The following is a 14848-nucleotide window of genomic DNA, read 5'->3' as shown; positions in this document are numbered from 1 at the left end:
ACAGGAGAAAACCCTGCCATGCCCACCCACGACTCCTCCGGGGACACCCTGGAAAGCGCATCTGTGCGCTCGACCCATGACGTCAACGCCATGCCGCCCCTGGGGCGCGCCATTCCGCTGGGCCTGCAACACGTGCTGGCGATGTTTGTCGGCAACGTCACGGTGCCGATCATCATCGCCGGCGCCGCCGACCTGCCGGCGGACCAGACCGCCTTCATGATCCAGGCGGCGATGTTCGTGGCCGGTGTCGCCACCCTGGTGCAGTCGCTGGGGATAGGCCCCATCGGCGCCCGCCTGCCCATCGTCATGGGCACCAGCTTCGGCTTCGTCCCGGTGCTGATTCCCATTGCCGTGGGCATGGGACTTCCGGCGGCCCTTGGCGCAGCCCTGTGTGGCGGGGTCGCCATGGCCCTGGTGGGCATGTTTCTGCCGGTGTTCCGGTTTCTGTTCCCGCCGGTGGTCACCGGCACCTTCGTGGTCATGCTCGGCACCCTGCTGATGCCGGTAGGCTTCGCCTACTGGGGCGGAGGCTTCGGCGCCGCCGACTTCGGCGCCACCCACCACCTGCTGCTGGGGGCGCTGGTACTGGTGGTGACCCTGGGTCTGCACCAGTACGGCCGCGGTATCTGGTCCGAAGCGGCGCCGCTGATCGGCCTGATCACCGGTTACGTGGTGGCCACCATGTTCGGCTATATCGACTTCTCCACCATCGGTGACGCCGACTGGCTGTCACTGCCGGTGCCGCTGACCATCGGGCTTGAATTCCATCTGGCGGCGATCCTGCCGGTGGTGCTGCTGGCCGTGGTCACCTGCGCCGAGTCCATCGGCGACATCGTCGGCACCACCGCCGGCGGCATGGACCGCGAGCCGACCCACAAGGAGCTCTCCGGTGGGGTCATGGCCGACGGCCTGTCCAGCGTGTTCGCCGCGATCTTCAACGCCTTCCCCCAGATCAGCTTCAGCCAGAACGTGGGCATGGTGGCGCTGACCGGTGTGGTCAGCCGCTATGTGGTGGCCATCGGCGGCGCCTTCCTGCTGCTGGCGGGCCTGATCCCCAAGCTGGGTGCCATCGTTTCCAGCATCCCCAATTCGGTGCTGGGCGGGGCGGTACTGATCATGTTCGGCATGATCGCCAGCGCCGGCATCAAGATGCTTTCCCATATCGACTTCAACAAGCGCAACATGGTGATCATCGGGGTCTCGCTGTCCGCCGCGGTGGGCCTGCCGGCCCAGGAAGGGCTCTACGCCAATCTGAGCGACAACCTCCAGGCCATCATCGAGTCAGGGCTGATCCCCGGCGCGCTGTTTGCCATCGTGCTCAATCTGGTACTGCCCAAGGCCGATCGGGTCTTCCGCGACAGCGTCTGACACGCCACACCGTCCCCTCGAGGACACCATGACGCCACTTTCGGGCCCGCCACGCGGGCCCGCTTCGTTTCCCCAGGACAGGGACGCAGCCCAGGCTCAGCAGCTTCTGACTTCACGGTAGCGATGACGCCTGTAGACCTTCACTCGCTGGCCCTCGAGCGTCGTCATCCCTTCCCACACAAAGCCCGCGTTCTGTGCCACTCGGCTCGACGGCACATTGGTGGGATCGACCACCGCCACCAGCGACTCGCAGTCGGTGATGGCAAAGGCGTGGGCCACCACCGCCAGGGCCACCTCGGTGGCAAGCCCTCTACCCCAATGATGCACGGCGTAACGATAGCCGATGGCCAACTCCCGCTCGCCGTCGAGGATCTCGTGATCGAAGCCGCAGAAGCCCATCAACGCTCGCGATACCGGGTGCACCACCGCCCAGTAGCCAAAGCCCTTGTCGGCGTAGCTCGCGCGACAGGCATCGAGAAAGCGACGGCTCCCCGCCATGTCCTGCACACCGTGGAGCGAGTGACGCATCACCCGGGGATCGGCCAGCAGTCGGCTCAAGCCAGGCAGATCATAGCGCTCTAGCGGGCGCAGCCGGCTACGCGGCGTGGCCAGCACGTCGCCCTGCATCGGCCTGGGCCTCAGCCTGTCGTCCTGCATCATGCGCCTCTCGCGTCGTGGATCGCTTGTGCGAATGTACGCCATCCTCCACGGCCATGACCACGGACGCTGGCCGCCAGCAAGCCGCCCCTGTCGTCGTCCTGGCGCTACTCTGACGCCGCTCTGGCGCCGCCCTGGCGTCAACCAGGGAGGCCAGGCCACTCTTCCCCTTTGGTCGAAGCAGGCCCCGAAAAGGCGTCATCACGCGCTAGGCTTGCGAAGTTTTCCCTCGTTGGAGCCATGACGATGCCCGCCTCACCTTCCGCCCAGCCTGACACCGGTGACCTCGCCGTGGTGCGTCACGATGATCGTGGGGTCGTCCATCTGACCCTCAACCGCCCGGCAAGCTTCAACGCCCTGTCCCGGGACATGCTCACCGCACTGGATGATGCCTTTGCCGCAATCGACCCCGATCCTTCGTTGCGGGCGGTAGTGATCGCTGCCGAGGGCCGCGCCTTCTGCGCCGGCCATGACCTCAAGGAGATGCGCGAGCTCGGCGACGAGGACGCCTATCGACAGCTCTTCGCCCAGTGCTCCCGGGTCATGCAGCGCCTGCAGGACTGTCCGGTGCCGGTGATCGCTCGAATTCAGGGGCTTGCCACCGCCGCCGGCTGCCAGCTGGCAGCCAGCTGTGACATGGCGGTGGCCGCCCGCTCGGCGCGCTTCGCCGTCTCCGGTATCAAGGTCGGGCTTTTCTGTTCCACCCCGGCGGTGGCGCTGACCCGCAATATCGGTCCCAAGCAGGCCGCCGAGATGCTGTTTACCGGCGAGTTCATCGACGCCGATCAGGCGCTGGAATGGGGCCTGGTCAACCGGGTCGCCGAGGACGACGCCCTCGACGACAGTCTCGAGGTGCTGCTCGACAGCCTGCGCGCCAAGAGTCAGGTGGCGCTGTTCACCGGCAAGGCCATGCTGGCCCGCCAGCGTGCCCTGCCGCTGGGCCAGGCCTACGCCTACGCAGGCGAGGTGATGGCCGCCAACATGATGGCCGAAGACGTGGCCGAAGGCATCGACGCCTTCGTCGCCAAGCGCGCCCCCCACTGGCGCCATCGCTGAGCACCGGACTAGGCTCAGCCCAGGCAGGGCCGCTTGTGGAAGCCTTTTCCGCAAACGCGACAAGCGGCCGCGCCAACAGGTATGCTAAGGACTGTGCCAAACGGTTGACCCAGGAGATGCAAGGTGACGGAAAGCAAGCGCAGAACGGCCGGCCGACCGGCCAGCGGCAAGGCCAGCGGAGGCCACAGCCAGTCGCTGGTGCGGGGACTCAACCTGCTGGAATTGCTGGCGATGCACCCGGGCGGCCTGGCGCTGTCCGACATCGCCGAGCAGGCCGATCTGGCACCGTCCACGACCCATCGCCTGCTGCAGGCCCTGCTGAGCCAGGGCTTCATCACCCAGGATGAGGAACTCGGCGTCTGGCGCATCGACGTCAAGACCTTTCGCATCGGCAACAGCTTTCTCGAGGCACGCGACTTCGTTGCCACCAGCCGTCCTTACCTGCGCCGACTGACCCGTGAGACCGGCGAGACCGCCAATCTGGGCGTGCGTGAAGGCACCACGGCGGTGTTCCTGGCGCAGAGCGAATCGCCTCAGATGATGCGCATGATCACCCGTCTGGGCTCACGTGCCCCGCTGCACGCCTCGGGCGTGGGCAAGGCGCTGATGGCCTGGCTGCCCGACGATGATCTGGAGCGGGTACTGGCCGAACGCGGACTGGACCGCGTCACCGTCAACACCCTGTCGAGTCCATCCGAGCTGCGTCGCGCCATGGCCGAGATCCGTGAACGCGGCTACGCCTGCGACCGCGAAGAGCATGCCATCGGCCTGCACTGCGTGGCTGCCTGCATCCACGATGAACTGGGCACGCCGCTGGCGGCCATCTCGGTCTCCGGGCCGGTGGCGCGCATCCCCGACGAACGCCTGTCCCAGCTCGGTGAGCTGGTACGCGACACCGCCGCCGAGATCACCGCCCAGCTGGGCGGACGCATTCCCGCCGCCGAGGACTTCAAGCCCTGACGCCCGGGTTCACCGGCTCCCTCAAGAGATCCCCCGATGACCGACGCCTGGCGCAAGTACAAGAGCGCACCACCGCCCGGGACCGCCGTGCTGGAATCGACCAACCTGGCCCCGGGCGAGAGCCGCTGCCTCAATCTCGAAAGCGACAACGGCCGCTTCCCGCTGATCCTCGCCCGCCACGCCGATGGCCGGGTGCACGCCTACGTCAACGCCTGCCCCCATCAGTACCTGCCGCTGGACGGCCGCGGCAGCAACATCCTCAGCCGCGACGGCGAGCTGTTGATCTGTACCCACCACCAGGCCTGCTTCCGCCTCGACAGCGGCGAAGGCATCTCCGGCCCCGCCCAGGGCGAAGCGCTGGACCCGGTGCCGGTGCAGGAAGTCGATGGCTGGTGGGTGATCGGGGAGTGAGGAGGGCGTCTCAATTTAAACAACTAGTGCAACACCTGACAGGCGATAGACAGAAGGGGGAACCAGCCCCCCTTCTGTCTTTTGCTACCACGACAAAGGGTCCAAACCGGACGTTCAGCCATTCAAGCGCTGCGCCAGCACGCTGACATCGTCGAGTTCCAGCACCTTCCACACGTCGGCGATCAGGTCGCTCTGAGCCTGCTCATCGAGAACGCCGTCACAACAGGAACGCACCTTCTGTTCGACTTCTTCATCACTCAGCGGGTTTTCCGGGCCGCCACGATAACGCTCGTCAGCCCAGCCGCTGACGTCTTCGCGCCCCTTCAGGCGCAGGGTGATGCGCGAGCGCATCTTGTCGAAGCCCTGGGCTTCGATCTGTTCATCGAACTCGGTGCGGATGCGCCGCTGCATGTCCTGCATGGCACTGGAAGCCACGAACTCGTCCGAGAACTCGACCTTGCCCGCCTGACGGTTGAGCGCAATCATCGCCAGTGCGGCGGGCAACGAGAACTTGGCCTGGAGGTGATTGGCGGCGATCGGGTAGCGGATAGGATTGAGAATGTTGGAGCCGGCGTGGACGATCACCTCCTCGATATCGTCAGCACTGGCGTCGGCCTCGAGCACCAGGCGTAGCATCAAGTCGATGGTCGGGTGGGTCAGCACGCCGCAGGGGTAAGGCTTGATCGACACCCCAGGCTCGACGATGGACCAGGTCTTGCCGAAGCCCTGGGTCAGCTTGTCCTCGCTGGCGCCGCCGCCCTGCACCGCCATGAAGCCCCAGGGGCCGTCCAGCGCCTCGGGGTCGGCGGTAAAGCCACGACTTGCCAGCAGTGCCGCAGTCACGCCATTTTCCGCCGCGCGGCCTACGTGCAGCGGCTTGGTCATGGTGCCGAAGTTACAGCGGATACCAGCGGCCAGGCTCGCCGCGATACCCAGGCCATGGCGCAAGGTTTCGCCACGAAGCCCCATCAGCTTGGCCGCACTGGCGAAGGCGCCAAAGGTGCCCACGGTGCCACTTGAGTGCATGCCCTGCATGTAGTGCTGGGGCAACATCCATTCAGATATCTTGCTTTCCACCTCGAAGCCGGTGAGGAAGGCTTCCATGAAGCGCTTGCCATCGACCCCGCCGAGCCGCTGGCTGACCACCAGGCTGGCGCTCAGCGGCGGAATGGTAGGGTGGGTCAACAGTCCATAGATGTGGGCCGGGTCCTTGCTGACCTGGCTATCGTCCCAGTCATGGGCGTGACCGGCGGTGCCAAGGACGCGGGCGGCCTGGGCGACCGGCGCTCGGGCATCTCCTTGTCCCAGAACCAGTGCATCGGCGCGACCGCCGGACTCCACAGCCTCCTCGGCCAGGATCTGGACCGAATGCTCCTCCGAGCCGGCGACAAACAGGCCCACTCCATCCAGTACGCAGCGGGTCCCGATGCGCAGCGCTTCCTCGGGAATCTCCTCGAAGCGAACCGATTCGATGAATTCGGCAGCCTCGGCGGTAATGCGGGTGTTGGTGGGCATCTTGGCAAAGACGTTGGTTGCGACAGACATGACGCAGTCTCCTTATCAGGATCGTCGTGAGCATGAGCTCGAGGATTCGTGAAACAAGGGCAGGCGTGACAAGCGAGCCCACAAGGGCCCTGCGAAAAGGTTTACCGACAGGGCGCGGATGGCATGAAAGCCCGCCACCAGGGCGGCGTTCTGGCCCAGGGCCTGGGCGGTCAGGGTCATCTCGGCCATACCCCCCACGGAAAAGCCGAGCACCAGGGTCTGCCGACTCTCCTCCGAGCCCGACATCCCGGCCACCAGCAGCGCCGCCACCGCCGCCATCAGACCGATCAGCAGGAGGATCGGAATGCCGCTGGCGATAGCCCTCGGCAGGGCCAGCAAGCTGGCCCGCTGGAACTTGGCTCCCAGGCCAAATCCCACCACCACCTGGGCGGCGATCAGCACCCACTGGGGCAGATGCAGCACCTGCGGCGGAGACACAGGCAGCAGCTCGGCGCCGGACAACACGCCGGCGACCACCAGCGGCGTCAGGAACCAGGCCGAGGGCATGCCCAGACGCGCGGTCCCCCAACTGGCCAGGGCACACAGCGCCAGCATTCCGATCAGCCACCACGGCCCAAGCTGGACGCCCGAGCCGAACGCCTGTGTCATCGGCTGACCGTTACCGCTTGTCAGCAGCAGTACCGACGGCAGCAGGGTGACGATCAGCCCGACGCGAATGGCGTGCAAGGCGGCGATCGCCGCCCGGTTGGCGCGGTAGCCCTCGCCGATCTCGGCCATCTCGATCACCCCGCCGGGCAGCAGACAGAAATAGGCGGTGGCCTTGTCGAGCCCTGCAAGGCGTGCGAAAAGCGGCGTGCACAGGATCGCCAGGGTCACCCCCAGGGCCGCGGAGGCCAGCATCATTGGCAACCAGCCAACCAACTGACGGGCCACCTCCGGTGTCACCCACAAGCCGACGCTTGCCCCCACCACCATCAGGCCGGCGCGCTGGATCGGTCTGGGAGCCCGGGCCGGCAGGCCCAGCCCCGCCCAGATGCCGATGGCGATGGCCGCCCCCAGCAACCAGCCCAGCGGCAGACCGAGAGCGCTCCAGCTACCGCCACCGATGACGGCAACCATCGCCGGCAGCAGGAAACTGCGCCACCAGTGCGCCATTCGGCCCTGGTCGGGTTCGGGTTTCAGGTAGATGGTCATGGCTTAACCGAGGTAGCTGCCGCCGTTGAGATGGAAGGTCTGGCCGGTGCTGTAGCGCCCCGCCGGCCCGACCAGATGACACACCAGCGCGGCCACCTCCTCGGGCTTGCCCAGTCGGCCAACCAGCGGCCCCTTGCCGCCACTCAACCTGGGCGGCGACGAGCCTGCCGCCCGTTCGGTATCGATCTGTCCCGGTACGATGCAGTTGGCGGTGACGCCGCGCTCGCCGTATTCCACCGCCAGCGCCCGGGTCAGCCCCACCACACCCATCTTCGAGGCGATCACGTTGGCCCGTTCGGCGGCACCCAGATGAGCGCTGACGCCACCGAAGGTGACAATGGCGGCCTGGTCGGAGGCCAGCAGCAGCGGCAGGCAGGCCCTGGCGGCAAGAAAAGGCCCGTCAAGGTTGACCGCCATGACCCGACGCCAGTCATCGAAGGTCAGCTCGGCGAAGGGTTGATGGGGACGAATGGCGGCGCAGCACACCAGGCTATCGAGCCGGCCGAAGCGCTCACCGACGCTTGCCACGGCGGCATCGACGGCTTCGGGGTCGGCAATATCGGCGGCCAAACCCAGTCCCTGACGTCCCAGTGCCTCGATCTCGGCAAGGGTGTCATCCATCGCCTGGCCGTGATGACTGGCAATGATCACCACATCGGCACCCTGCTCGGCGAGTCCCAGTGCCACCGCACGACCGATATTCCGGCTGCCGCCGGTAACCAGCGCTACACGTCCCGACAAGGGTTCTGTCCTGGGCCCGGTCATGTCATTCACCTCCCGGGGTCGTACTCGGGCCACTGCGTACACGACGCACTGCACCGGACAATGGCTTGTAGAAGATGCTCAGTGCGGCCAGCACGAAGAACAGCAGGGCCACCGGACGCTCGAGGAAGCGGCTTGCGTCCTGATCGAAGATGATCAGCGACTGGGCCAGAGAGTTCTCCACCAGCGAGCCCAGCACCACACCCATGATGATCGGCGCCGCGCCGAAGCCGTAGCGCTTGAGCCAGAAGCCGATGAAGCCGGCAATCAGCATGATGGTGACGTCGACCAGGCTCTGGTTGACGCCGTAGGCGCCCACCACGCACAGCGCAAACACCGCCGGCCACAGGAAGGTGCGCGGGATCAGCGAAATGCGGGAGAACAGCTTGGCGCCGGCCAGCCCGAAGACCAGAAAGACCAGGTTGGCCACCAGCATGGCGGCAAAGATCGAGTACAGCAGGTGGGGCTGGTTCTCGAACAGATAGCTGCCCGGGCGAATGCCGTGAATCTGCAGGCCACCGAGAATCACCGCCGCCGTGGCTGAGCCAGGGATGCCAAGCGCCAGGGTAGGCACCATGGAGCCACCGGTGGCGGCGTTGTTGGCCGCCTCCGGGCCTGCGATGCCTTCGATCTCGCCGGTACCGAACTTGTCGCCGTTCTTCGACCAGCGGCGCGCCTCGTTGTAGCCGATCATGGCCGCCATGGTGCTGCCCTCCGCCGGCAGGATACCGATGAAGGTGCCGATACCGGACGAGCGCAGAATGGTCTTCCACACCCGCTTGAAGTCTTCCCGGGACGGCAGTTTGATGGCGGTGAGCGAGATGCGCTCCTTGGCCCGGTCGATGATGTCGGACTGGGACAACAGCTCCGACACCGCGAACAGGCCAATCAGGATAGGAATGAAGCTGATGCCTTCGTAGAGCTCCGGCACGCCGAAGGTAAAGCGCTCGACGCCGGTGGTCAGGTCTACCCCGACGGTGGCGATCAACAGCCCCAGAGCCCCGCCGATCAGGTTCTTGACCGGCGACTTGCCGCTGATCGAGGCCAGCATCGACAGCCCGAAGATTGCCAGCGCGAAGTACTCAGGTGGGCCGAAGGAGTGGGCGATTCGGGCCAGCGCCGGGGCCGCCAGCACCATCACGATCAAGGAGATGATGCCGCCGATGACGCTGGATACCGCCGCCATGCCAAGTGCGCGACCGGCCTCGCCCCGCTGCGCCATGGGAAAACCGTCAAAGGCGGTGGCGGCGGCAGGCGGAGCGCCGGGGGCGTTGATCAGAATAGCGGTGATGGAACCACCGAAGGTACCGGCGCAGTAGAGCGCCGCCAGCATCGATATCGCCGGTACTGGCTCCAGATAGATGGTGAAGGGCAGCAGCAGGGCCACCGCCATCGATGAGCTCAATCCCGGCAGCGCTCCTACCAGCACACCGATGATGGTGCCAAGCAGGATGACACCGAGTGAGACCGGGTCGGTGAGGATGCCAAGCCCCGTTAGAATAGGATCCATGGTCGTCTCCTTGTTCAGGACAGCCAGGGGCTCAGCACGCCCTGGGGCAATCTGAGCTGCAAGGCGTGGGTAAACAGCAGGTAGATGCACGCCGGCACGCCGATGGCGTAGATCGCCACGGCCAACCGACGCCGCTCACCCCACAGCAACGGGATGGCCAGGCAGGTCAGCACGGTGGTCAGGGTCAGGCCGAGCACACCGAACAGGAATACCGATACCAGCAGCACCAGCGCAGTGGTCCACATGCGCCAGGAGATGACCGGCTTGGTTTCTTCCTCGTGGCCCCGCCCCTGGATGATCATCACCAACGCAAGCACGGCGATCACTCCCAGGATCAGCTGTGGCATGTCTGCCGCCTGCATGCCTTGGGCGAAGGACGGAGGTACGCTGTCGAAGTCGGTAGTGATCAGGTACAGCCCGCCGGCCAGTACCAGCAGGGCGCACCCGGGAAGCAGATCTCGCCAGTGACGAATCATGTGCGACTCCTTCTTGATGTTGATGCCCCGTGGGCCTGGACCGAAGCCGGGCCTGGGGAAACGACCCCATCGATGGCAGCCGAGACGCTCCCTGTCTCATGCCCTGTTTTCAGCCCTGGTTTCAGCCCTGCCCCGCGTCCAGCCTGACGATTCACTGGAGCAGCCCCAGGTCAGTCATGGTGACCTTGCCCGCCTCGTACATGCGGCGGATCTGCTGGTCCCAGGCCTCGCTACCGGCGACGCTGGCGCTATCCAGGCCAATGCCGTCGAGATACTCCTGATAGCGCTCGCTCTGCATGCCATCGAGCATGGCCTGTTCCAGCGCGTCGACGCGCTCCTGGGGGGTGTCCTTGAGCACCACGTAGCCGCGAACGGTGGAGAAGGACACGTCCATGCCGTTTTCGGCCAAGGTCGGCACCTCCGGCAGGGCCCCCATGCGCTCGTCGGCCATCACCGCCAGAGGACGGAATTCTCCATCGGCAATCTGGTCCTGGGTTTCCGAGATATTGAGACCGGCGGCGTCGATATCACCGCGAGACAGGGCGGCGGCAAACTCCGCACCACTATCGAACGGTACGTAGGAAACCCTGATGTCGGCCTCGTTGGCGAAGCTCATGGCGGCGATATGGTCGACACCGCCAATCTGGGTTCCGCCCCACTTGATCGTGCCGGACCGCCCAGCCTCGATCAGATCATCGATGGAGGCGTAATCGCTGTCGCCGCGAACCATGACGATGATCGGGTCGTCGGTCGCCCGAACTACGCCACGAATGTCATCGATACCGATCGGGGCATTGCCGCGCAGCATGGTGAACAGATGGGTCGGAGTGATGGCCATGAGGGTATAGCCGTCTGCTGGCTTGCCACTGACATAGCTCATCGCCACGGAGCCTCCGCCGCCCTTCTTGTTCTGGACGAAGACATTGCTGTCGAGTTGCTCCTGGGTCGACAGGGCCACCATTCTGGCAGTGGTATCGGTGCCGCCACCGGGCGAGGTGTGTACGGCAATCTCTATCGGATCGACAGGGAAGTCGTCCGCCGCCAAGGCGGAGGCGGAGAGCATGGCGAGGGGGCTCGTGGCGATGCCTACCGCCAGCATGCGGATCGTGAACCAATGGCGCATGGTGGTTCTCCTTTGGAGTCGTTGTTGAGAAGTCACTGCATGACCTGCTGCGTCTGGAGGTGCATTGTAAACTGTTAACAGTTTACAGCCTGTAAACTAGCAGAGCGGATCACGTCCCATTAAGTAGACGTTGGTCTACTGCTTATGCGGATTGGTGGGTAAAGGAGCATCGACTCAGCGAGCCCCGCTGGTCGAAGCGATGCCACCTGCGCCTTTGACGCACGCATCACTCGGACCGAGGCGTGAAGCTAGACACCACGAAGCGCTGTCTGCGTGTCGTACTGGCAGATGGCGTTGGTCAGACGTTCCAATCGCGACGCCACTGACTCGCTGGCGATACGCCAATCAGAAGGAACAAGAACGAAAAGGGGCCGGTCGACGTCTCAGGCGTCAAGCCTGTCGATCGTCGTCCGGGGCCGCAGCGAGTGCCTGCTCCATCCGACGCCATCCGGCCATCACGTGATCACGCAGTGCCCTGGACGCCCCATCAGCGTCACGTGCCGAGATCGCCCTGACGATCGTCACGTGCTCGGCGTTCGAAGCCTTCAGGTTGCCGCGTTGCACCAATCCGCGACGACGGAACAAGTGCAGCTGCTTGATCGTGTCGTCATAGTAACGAGCCAGAGCACTATTGCCAGTGTGGGTCATCATGGCGTCGTGGAAACGCAAGTTGAGCTGGTAGTAGTCATCGAGATCCTCGCGCTCGGCGGCCTCGCCCATTCTGTCAACCAGAGCCTCCAGTTCTTCGATCACCTCCTGGGTGGCCCGCTCGACCAGCAGCTCCCCTACCAGAGCGGTCAAGGCACGCCGCACCTCGTACAGTTCGCGGGCTTCGTCCAGACTCATTTCGCGTACGTAGGCGCCGTGATTGGCGACATTGCGGATCAGACCAGCGTACTCGAGACTGCGGCACGCCTCGCGAATCGGTCCGCGACTGATATCAAACCTGGCGGCCAACGCACTCTCGTTGATACGGTCGCCGGCGGACAGCTCGCCAGAAATGATCAACTGCTCGATGGCATCGCGGGCAATGGACGTCAGCGTACTGGAGCGTCGCTGGCCAATCCGATCCTTGGTCGAGTCCATATCGGTCTCCGTGCACTCAGTATCGTCAACTGTTAACAGTATCATGTCATCTCACACCCGCAAGCTCTGGCAGCCCCTCCTTCGAGGGGTCCACATCATGAGGTCAGGTGTGAGGCCTCTCAGCATCGCGCTGACCGCCGAAAAGTACTTGAGAGCAGGCAGCATCGCCGCCAGCCAGTTGGCGGTGGCGACATGTCGAGGCGCAAACAGGTATCGAACCGATTGCTGACGTGATGCCCACCGACAGATCCAGAGGGTATCCATCCACCCGGATGTCATTGAGGTGGGTACCGGGCAAATCTGAAGGGCGTCGACTGGGTCGGACGTCGGAGAGCATCTTGTCGACGAGCGCCGTTGTATATCGTCGAATGACGGCTGCCAGGGAAAACGGAGCGCCGAGGGGCTCGCGAGAAGACAGTGGAGCGGGGAGCTGCGCCGCTCGTCACGTCAGTGTTTAAGCAGACCTTACACCGACTTACCAAGCTAAAAAGATATTACGCATCTTACAGAGTTCGATGATGGCAAAGACGTCTCGGAAGCCCTCGGCCTGTCCAGGGCTCGGCACCCCAATCAGTCACAAGGACGGGTCAACGTCGACTTTCCTGTGTGGATGATCGAATCGCTCGACAAGGAAGCCAGCCGCCTGGGAGTGACTCGCCAATCGATCATCGAGGTGTGGCTGGCCTAGCGCCTGGAGCAGTGCGCGAACAGGCCCTAGCGATCCTGATCGAGCTCGGGAGAACCCGGCGTCTCCATGGGATCGCCGGAGCGGTCCTAGGACCAGGGGCCACTGCCCTGCTCCAGCCGATCGAGCTGGCGCTCGAGCTTGCCCATCACGCTCATCAGGTCGCGATACTCGCCGACGGAGAGGGTCGCGACCACATCGGCCTCCCATTGCAAGGCATCGGGGATCAAGTCGGCCAGTAAGGCCTGCCCCGCCTCGGTCAGTCGCAAGTGCTGTACACGCTGGTCACTGGGCGAAGGCGTTCTTCGGATCAGACCGCGCTCCTCCAGGGCCTGTACGGCCCGAGAAATACGCACCTTATCCATGCGAGTAGCTTGGGCGATCTGCTTGGCCGATAGCTCATCCAGGTGCGACAACCACGCCAGCACTCGCCACTGGGCAATGGTCAACTGGTAACGTTCGGCGTACATCTGCGAAAGCGCCTGACTCAAACGGTCCGCCAGACTGTTCAGCCGGTACGGCAGGAACTGCAAAAGATCCAGATGCGGTAACCCGCTGCTGGTCGGTGTTTCTCGCTTACGCGAGCCCATGGCCTCGTCCCCGTGGTCAGCGTCCATCGCGACAGCGCCACGCCAGCGTGGCACGCCACCATCCGTCACTGACGATAACCGGGAACGCCAGAACCGGCAACGTAGCTCGCGACCTTACCATCAGCATCGCTTTCGCACTCACGCCTGGCTCTCGCGACAGGCTACTACCTGGTCTCTGCCGTCACGCTTGCCGACGTAAAGCGCCTTGTCGGCGCGATGAATCAGCACTTCCAGATTGTCCTCATCGGGCCGGGCTTCGACAATGCCGATGGTAACGGTGACCGCCGCCCCCCTCTCACCCCCCTCAAACGGCAGCGCCAGGTCGGCGACCGCTCGATGCAGACGTTGAGCGACGGGCAAAGCGTCACTCAAGGAGGTATCAGGCAATGCGACCACGAACTCTTCGCCGCCGAAACGCGCGATCAGATCATGGGAACGCAGTGACTCGGCACACACTCGGGCGATCTCCATCAGCACTCGGTCTCCATGACTGTGGCCCCAGGTGTCATTGATAGTCTTGAAGTGATCGACATCCAGCATAAACAGGCTGAAGGGCGCCTGTGCTTCCCGGGCAGACTCAAACATGCTCTGGGCCCGCTTCATGAAGTGCCGACGATTGGCGAGACCGGTCAAGGCATCGCGCTCGGCCAGCTGTCTCAACTGACCTTCAAGGGACTGACGATGCGCCATCTCACGAAGCAATTGTCGGTTTTGGTCGCGCTCTTCGCTCAATATCGCGAACTGCTTGCGCTGCAGGCGCTCTACCCGCAGCAAGGTGCAGAACCCGACCGCATTGGCCATGATCAACAACAGCGCCATGCGCAACACATCGACGGGCGAACTGTCGGCAAAGATGGCAGAGGCGCACAGAAAACCGATACCCAGATACAGGCTCGCCATCGCCACCACGGTGAGCAGGTTGGGAATCAGCAGATAAAAGGCCATGGTAGCAACGATGACAGCCATCATCTGCGTCGAAAGGGAGTCCGGACGTAGCGGAACAATCAGGATGATGCCCGTCGCCATAACCCACAACGGCAAAGCATGCAGCCAGAGGCGCTGCGAATAGCTTCCCCATCGACCAATCGCCCAAGCCAGAAAAAGACAGCTACCGACGACGACCACGCGCATGGCCAGCAACAGGTAGAGCTCGCGGCTCTGGCCGACATAAAAGTAATCGGAAATCGAGAACATGCCGAATATCAATGCGGCAAGCATCCAGGCCAGTCGTGACTCGCAGCGCACCCTCGGCTTGATCGCGCGGCGATACCAGGCTTCTCGCTCAGTTTCACGAAACTGTCCGGTTAACCAATGCACCAGATGGGGCATCTTTGCCATCGACACTTGCTGTTCTCCCTGTGCATAGGCTCGACGTCTGAGGACCGATGCCCACTACCTTCGTCATGTCGAGATCGAAGGGACTTTTGTCCACTTCACGTTGACGGCGTCTTATTATTTTTTAAA

14 protein-coding genes are annotated in these 14848 nt (G+C 64.1%); 4 read left to right on the top strand and 10 right to left on the bottom strand.

The features are described from left to right. Positions 1-18: 18 nt before the first annotated feature. The gene (locus NFG58_RS00415) at positions 19-1368 is read left to right on the top strand and encodes a nucleobase:cation symporter-2 family protein (protein WP_052704445.1); all 1350 of its coding nucleotides are present in this window, start codon (positions 19-21) and stop codon (positions 1366-1368) included. 96 nt (positions 1369-1464) lie between these two features. Here the strand turns inward: NFG58_RS00415 and NFG58_RS00410 are convergent, their stop codons facing one another. Further along, positions 1465-2028 (bottom strand): GNAT family N-acetyltransferase, encoded by a 564-nt coding sequence (locus tag NFG58_RS00410; RefSeq protein WP_162816504.1) that lies wholly within the window; start codon positions 2026-2028, stop codon positions 1465-1467. Between the two features lie 243 nt (positions 2029-2271). On the opposite strand from NFG58_RS00410, the gene NFG58_RS00405 reads away from it, so the two are divergent. The 3 genes from NFG58_RS00405 to NFG58_RS00395 all read left to right on the top strand — a co-directional run bounded on the left by NFG58_RS00405 (position 2272) and on the right by NFG58_RS00395 (position 4452). Then, the gene (locus NFG58_RS00405) at positions 2272-3081 is read left to right on the top strand and encodes an enoyl-CoA hydratase (protein WP_045993886.1); all 810 of its coding nucleotides are present in this window, start codon (positions 2272-2274) and stop codon (positions 3079-3081) included. A gap of 123 nt (positions 3082-3204) precedes the next feature. After that, positions 3205-4041 (top strand): IclR family transcriptional regulator, encoded by an 837-nt coding sequence (locus tag NFG58_RS00400; RefSeq protein ID WP_045993885.1) that lies wholly within the window; start codon positions 3205-3207, stop codon positions 4039-4041. A gap of 36 nt (positions 4042-4077) precedes the next feature. Beyond that, positions 4078-4452 (top strand): Rieske 2Fe-2S domain-containing protein, encoded by a 375-nt coding sequence (locus NFG58_RS00395; RefSeq protein WP_348827385.1) that lies wholly within the window; start codon positions 4078-4080, stop codon positions 4450-4452. A 114-nt stretch (positions 4453-4566) separates the two neighbouring features. On the opposite strand, the gene NFG58_RS00390 is transcribed toward NFG58_RS00395, so the two are convergent. The 9 genes from NFG58_RS00390 to NFG58_RS00350 all read right to left on the bottom strand — a co-directional run bounded on the left by NFG58_RS00390 (position 4567) and on the right by NFG58_RS00350 (position 14722). Beyond that, positions 4567-5997 carry an MmgE/PrpD family protein gene (locus NFG58_RS00390; protein WP_348827384.1) on the bottom strand — a complete coding sequence of 477 codons (1431 nt, stop codon included), beginning with the start codon at positions 5995-5997 and terminating at the stop codon, positions 4567-4569. A gap of 15 nt (positions 5998-6012) precedes the next feature. Continuing rightward, positions 6013-7152 carry an AbrB family transcriptional regulator gene (locus tag NFG58_RS00385; RefSeq protein WP_348827383.1) on the bottom strand — a complete coding sequence of 380 codons (1140 nt, stop codon included), beginning with the start codon at positions 7150-7152 and terminating at the stop codon, positions 6013-6015. Between the two features lie 3 nt (positions 7153-7155). Then, entirely contained in the window at positions 7156-7893 is a 738-nt protein-coding gene (locus NFG58_RS00380) for an SDR family NAD(P)-dependent oxidoreductase (protein WP_348827382.1), read from the bottom strand. Between the two features lie 25 nt (positions 7894-7918). Then, positions 7919-9424 (bottom strand): tripartite tricarboxylate transporter permease, encoded by a 1506-nt coding sequence (locus NFG58_RS00375; protein ID WP_108449461.1) that lies wholly within the window; start codon positions 9422-9424, stop codon positions 7919-7921. A gap of 14 nt (positions 9425-9438) precedes the next feature. After that, positions 9439-9900, bottom strand: a complete 462-nt coding sequence (locus NFG58_RS00370) for a tripartite tricarboxylate transporter TctB family protein (RefSeq protein WP_108449460.1) — start codon at positions 9898-9900, stop codon at positions 9439-9441. 151 nt (positions 9901-10051) lie between these two features. After that, positions 10052-11023: a tripartite tricarboxylate transporter substrate binding protein gene (locus NFG58_RS00365; protein ID WP_108449459.1), complete on the bottom strand. Its 972-nt coding sequence runs from the start codon at positions 11021-11023 to the stop codon at positions 10052-10054. A gap of 390 nt (positions 11024-11413) precedes the next feature. Then, on the bottom strand, positions 11414-12109 hold the full coding sequence (locus NFG58_RS00360) for a GntR family transcriptional regulator (protein ID WP_348827381.1): 696 nt from the start codon (positions 12107-12109) through the stop codon (positions 11414-11416). Positions 12110-12883: 774 nt separating this feature from the next. Continuing rightward, positions 12884-13384 carry a MarR family winged helix-turn-helix transcriptional regulator gene (locus tag NFG58_RS00355; RefSeq protein WP_348827380.1) on the bottom strand — a complete coding sequence of 167 codons (501 nt, stop codon included), beginning with the start codon at positions 13382-13384 and terminating at the stop codon, positions 12884-12886. Between the two features lie 138 nt (positions 13385-13522). Further along, complete coding sequence (locus tag NFG58_RS00350; RefSeq protein WP_222516231.1) at positions 13523-14722, bottom strand: GGDEF domain-containing protein; 1200 nt, start codon at positions 14720-14722, stop codon at positions 13523-13525. Positions 14723-14848: the final 126 nt, after the last annotated feature.

The sequence above is a fragment of the Halomonas sp. RT37 genome (assembly GCF_040070525.1).
GTDB lineage: Bacteria > Pseudomonadota > Gammaproteobacteria > Pseudomonadales > Halomonadaceae > Halomonas > Halomonas litopenaei.
The sequence above is the reverse complement of the archived record's forward strand: the minus strand, read 5'-3'. Positions and strand labels throughout refer to the sequence as shown.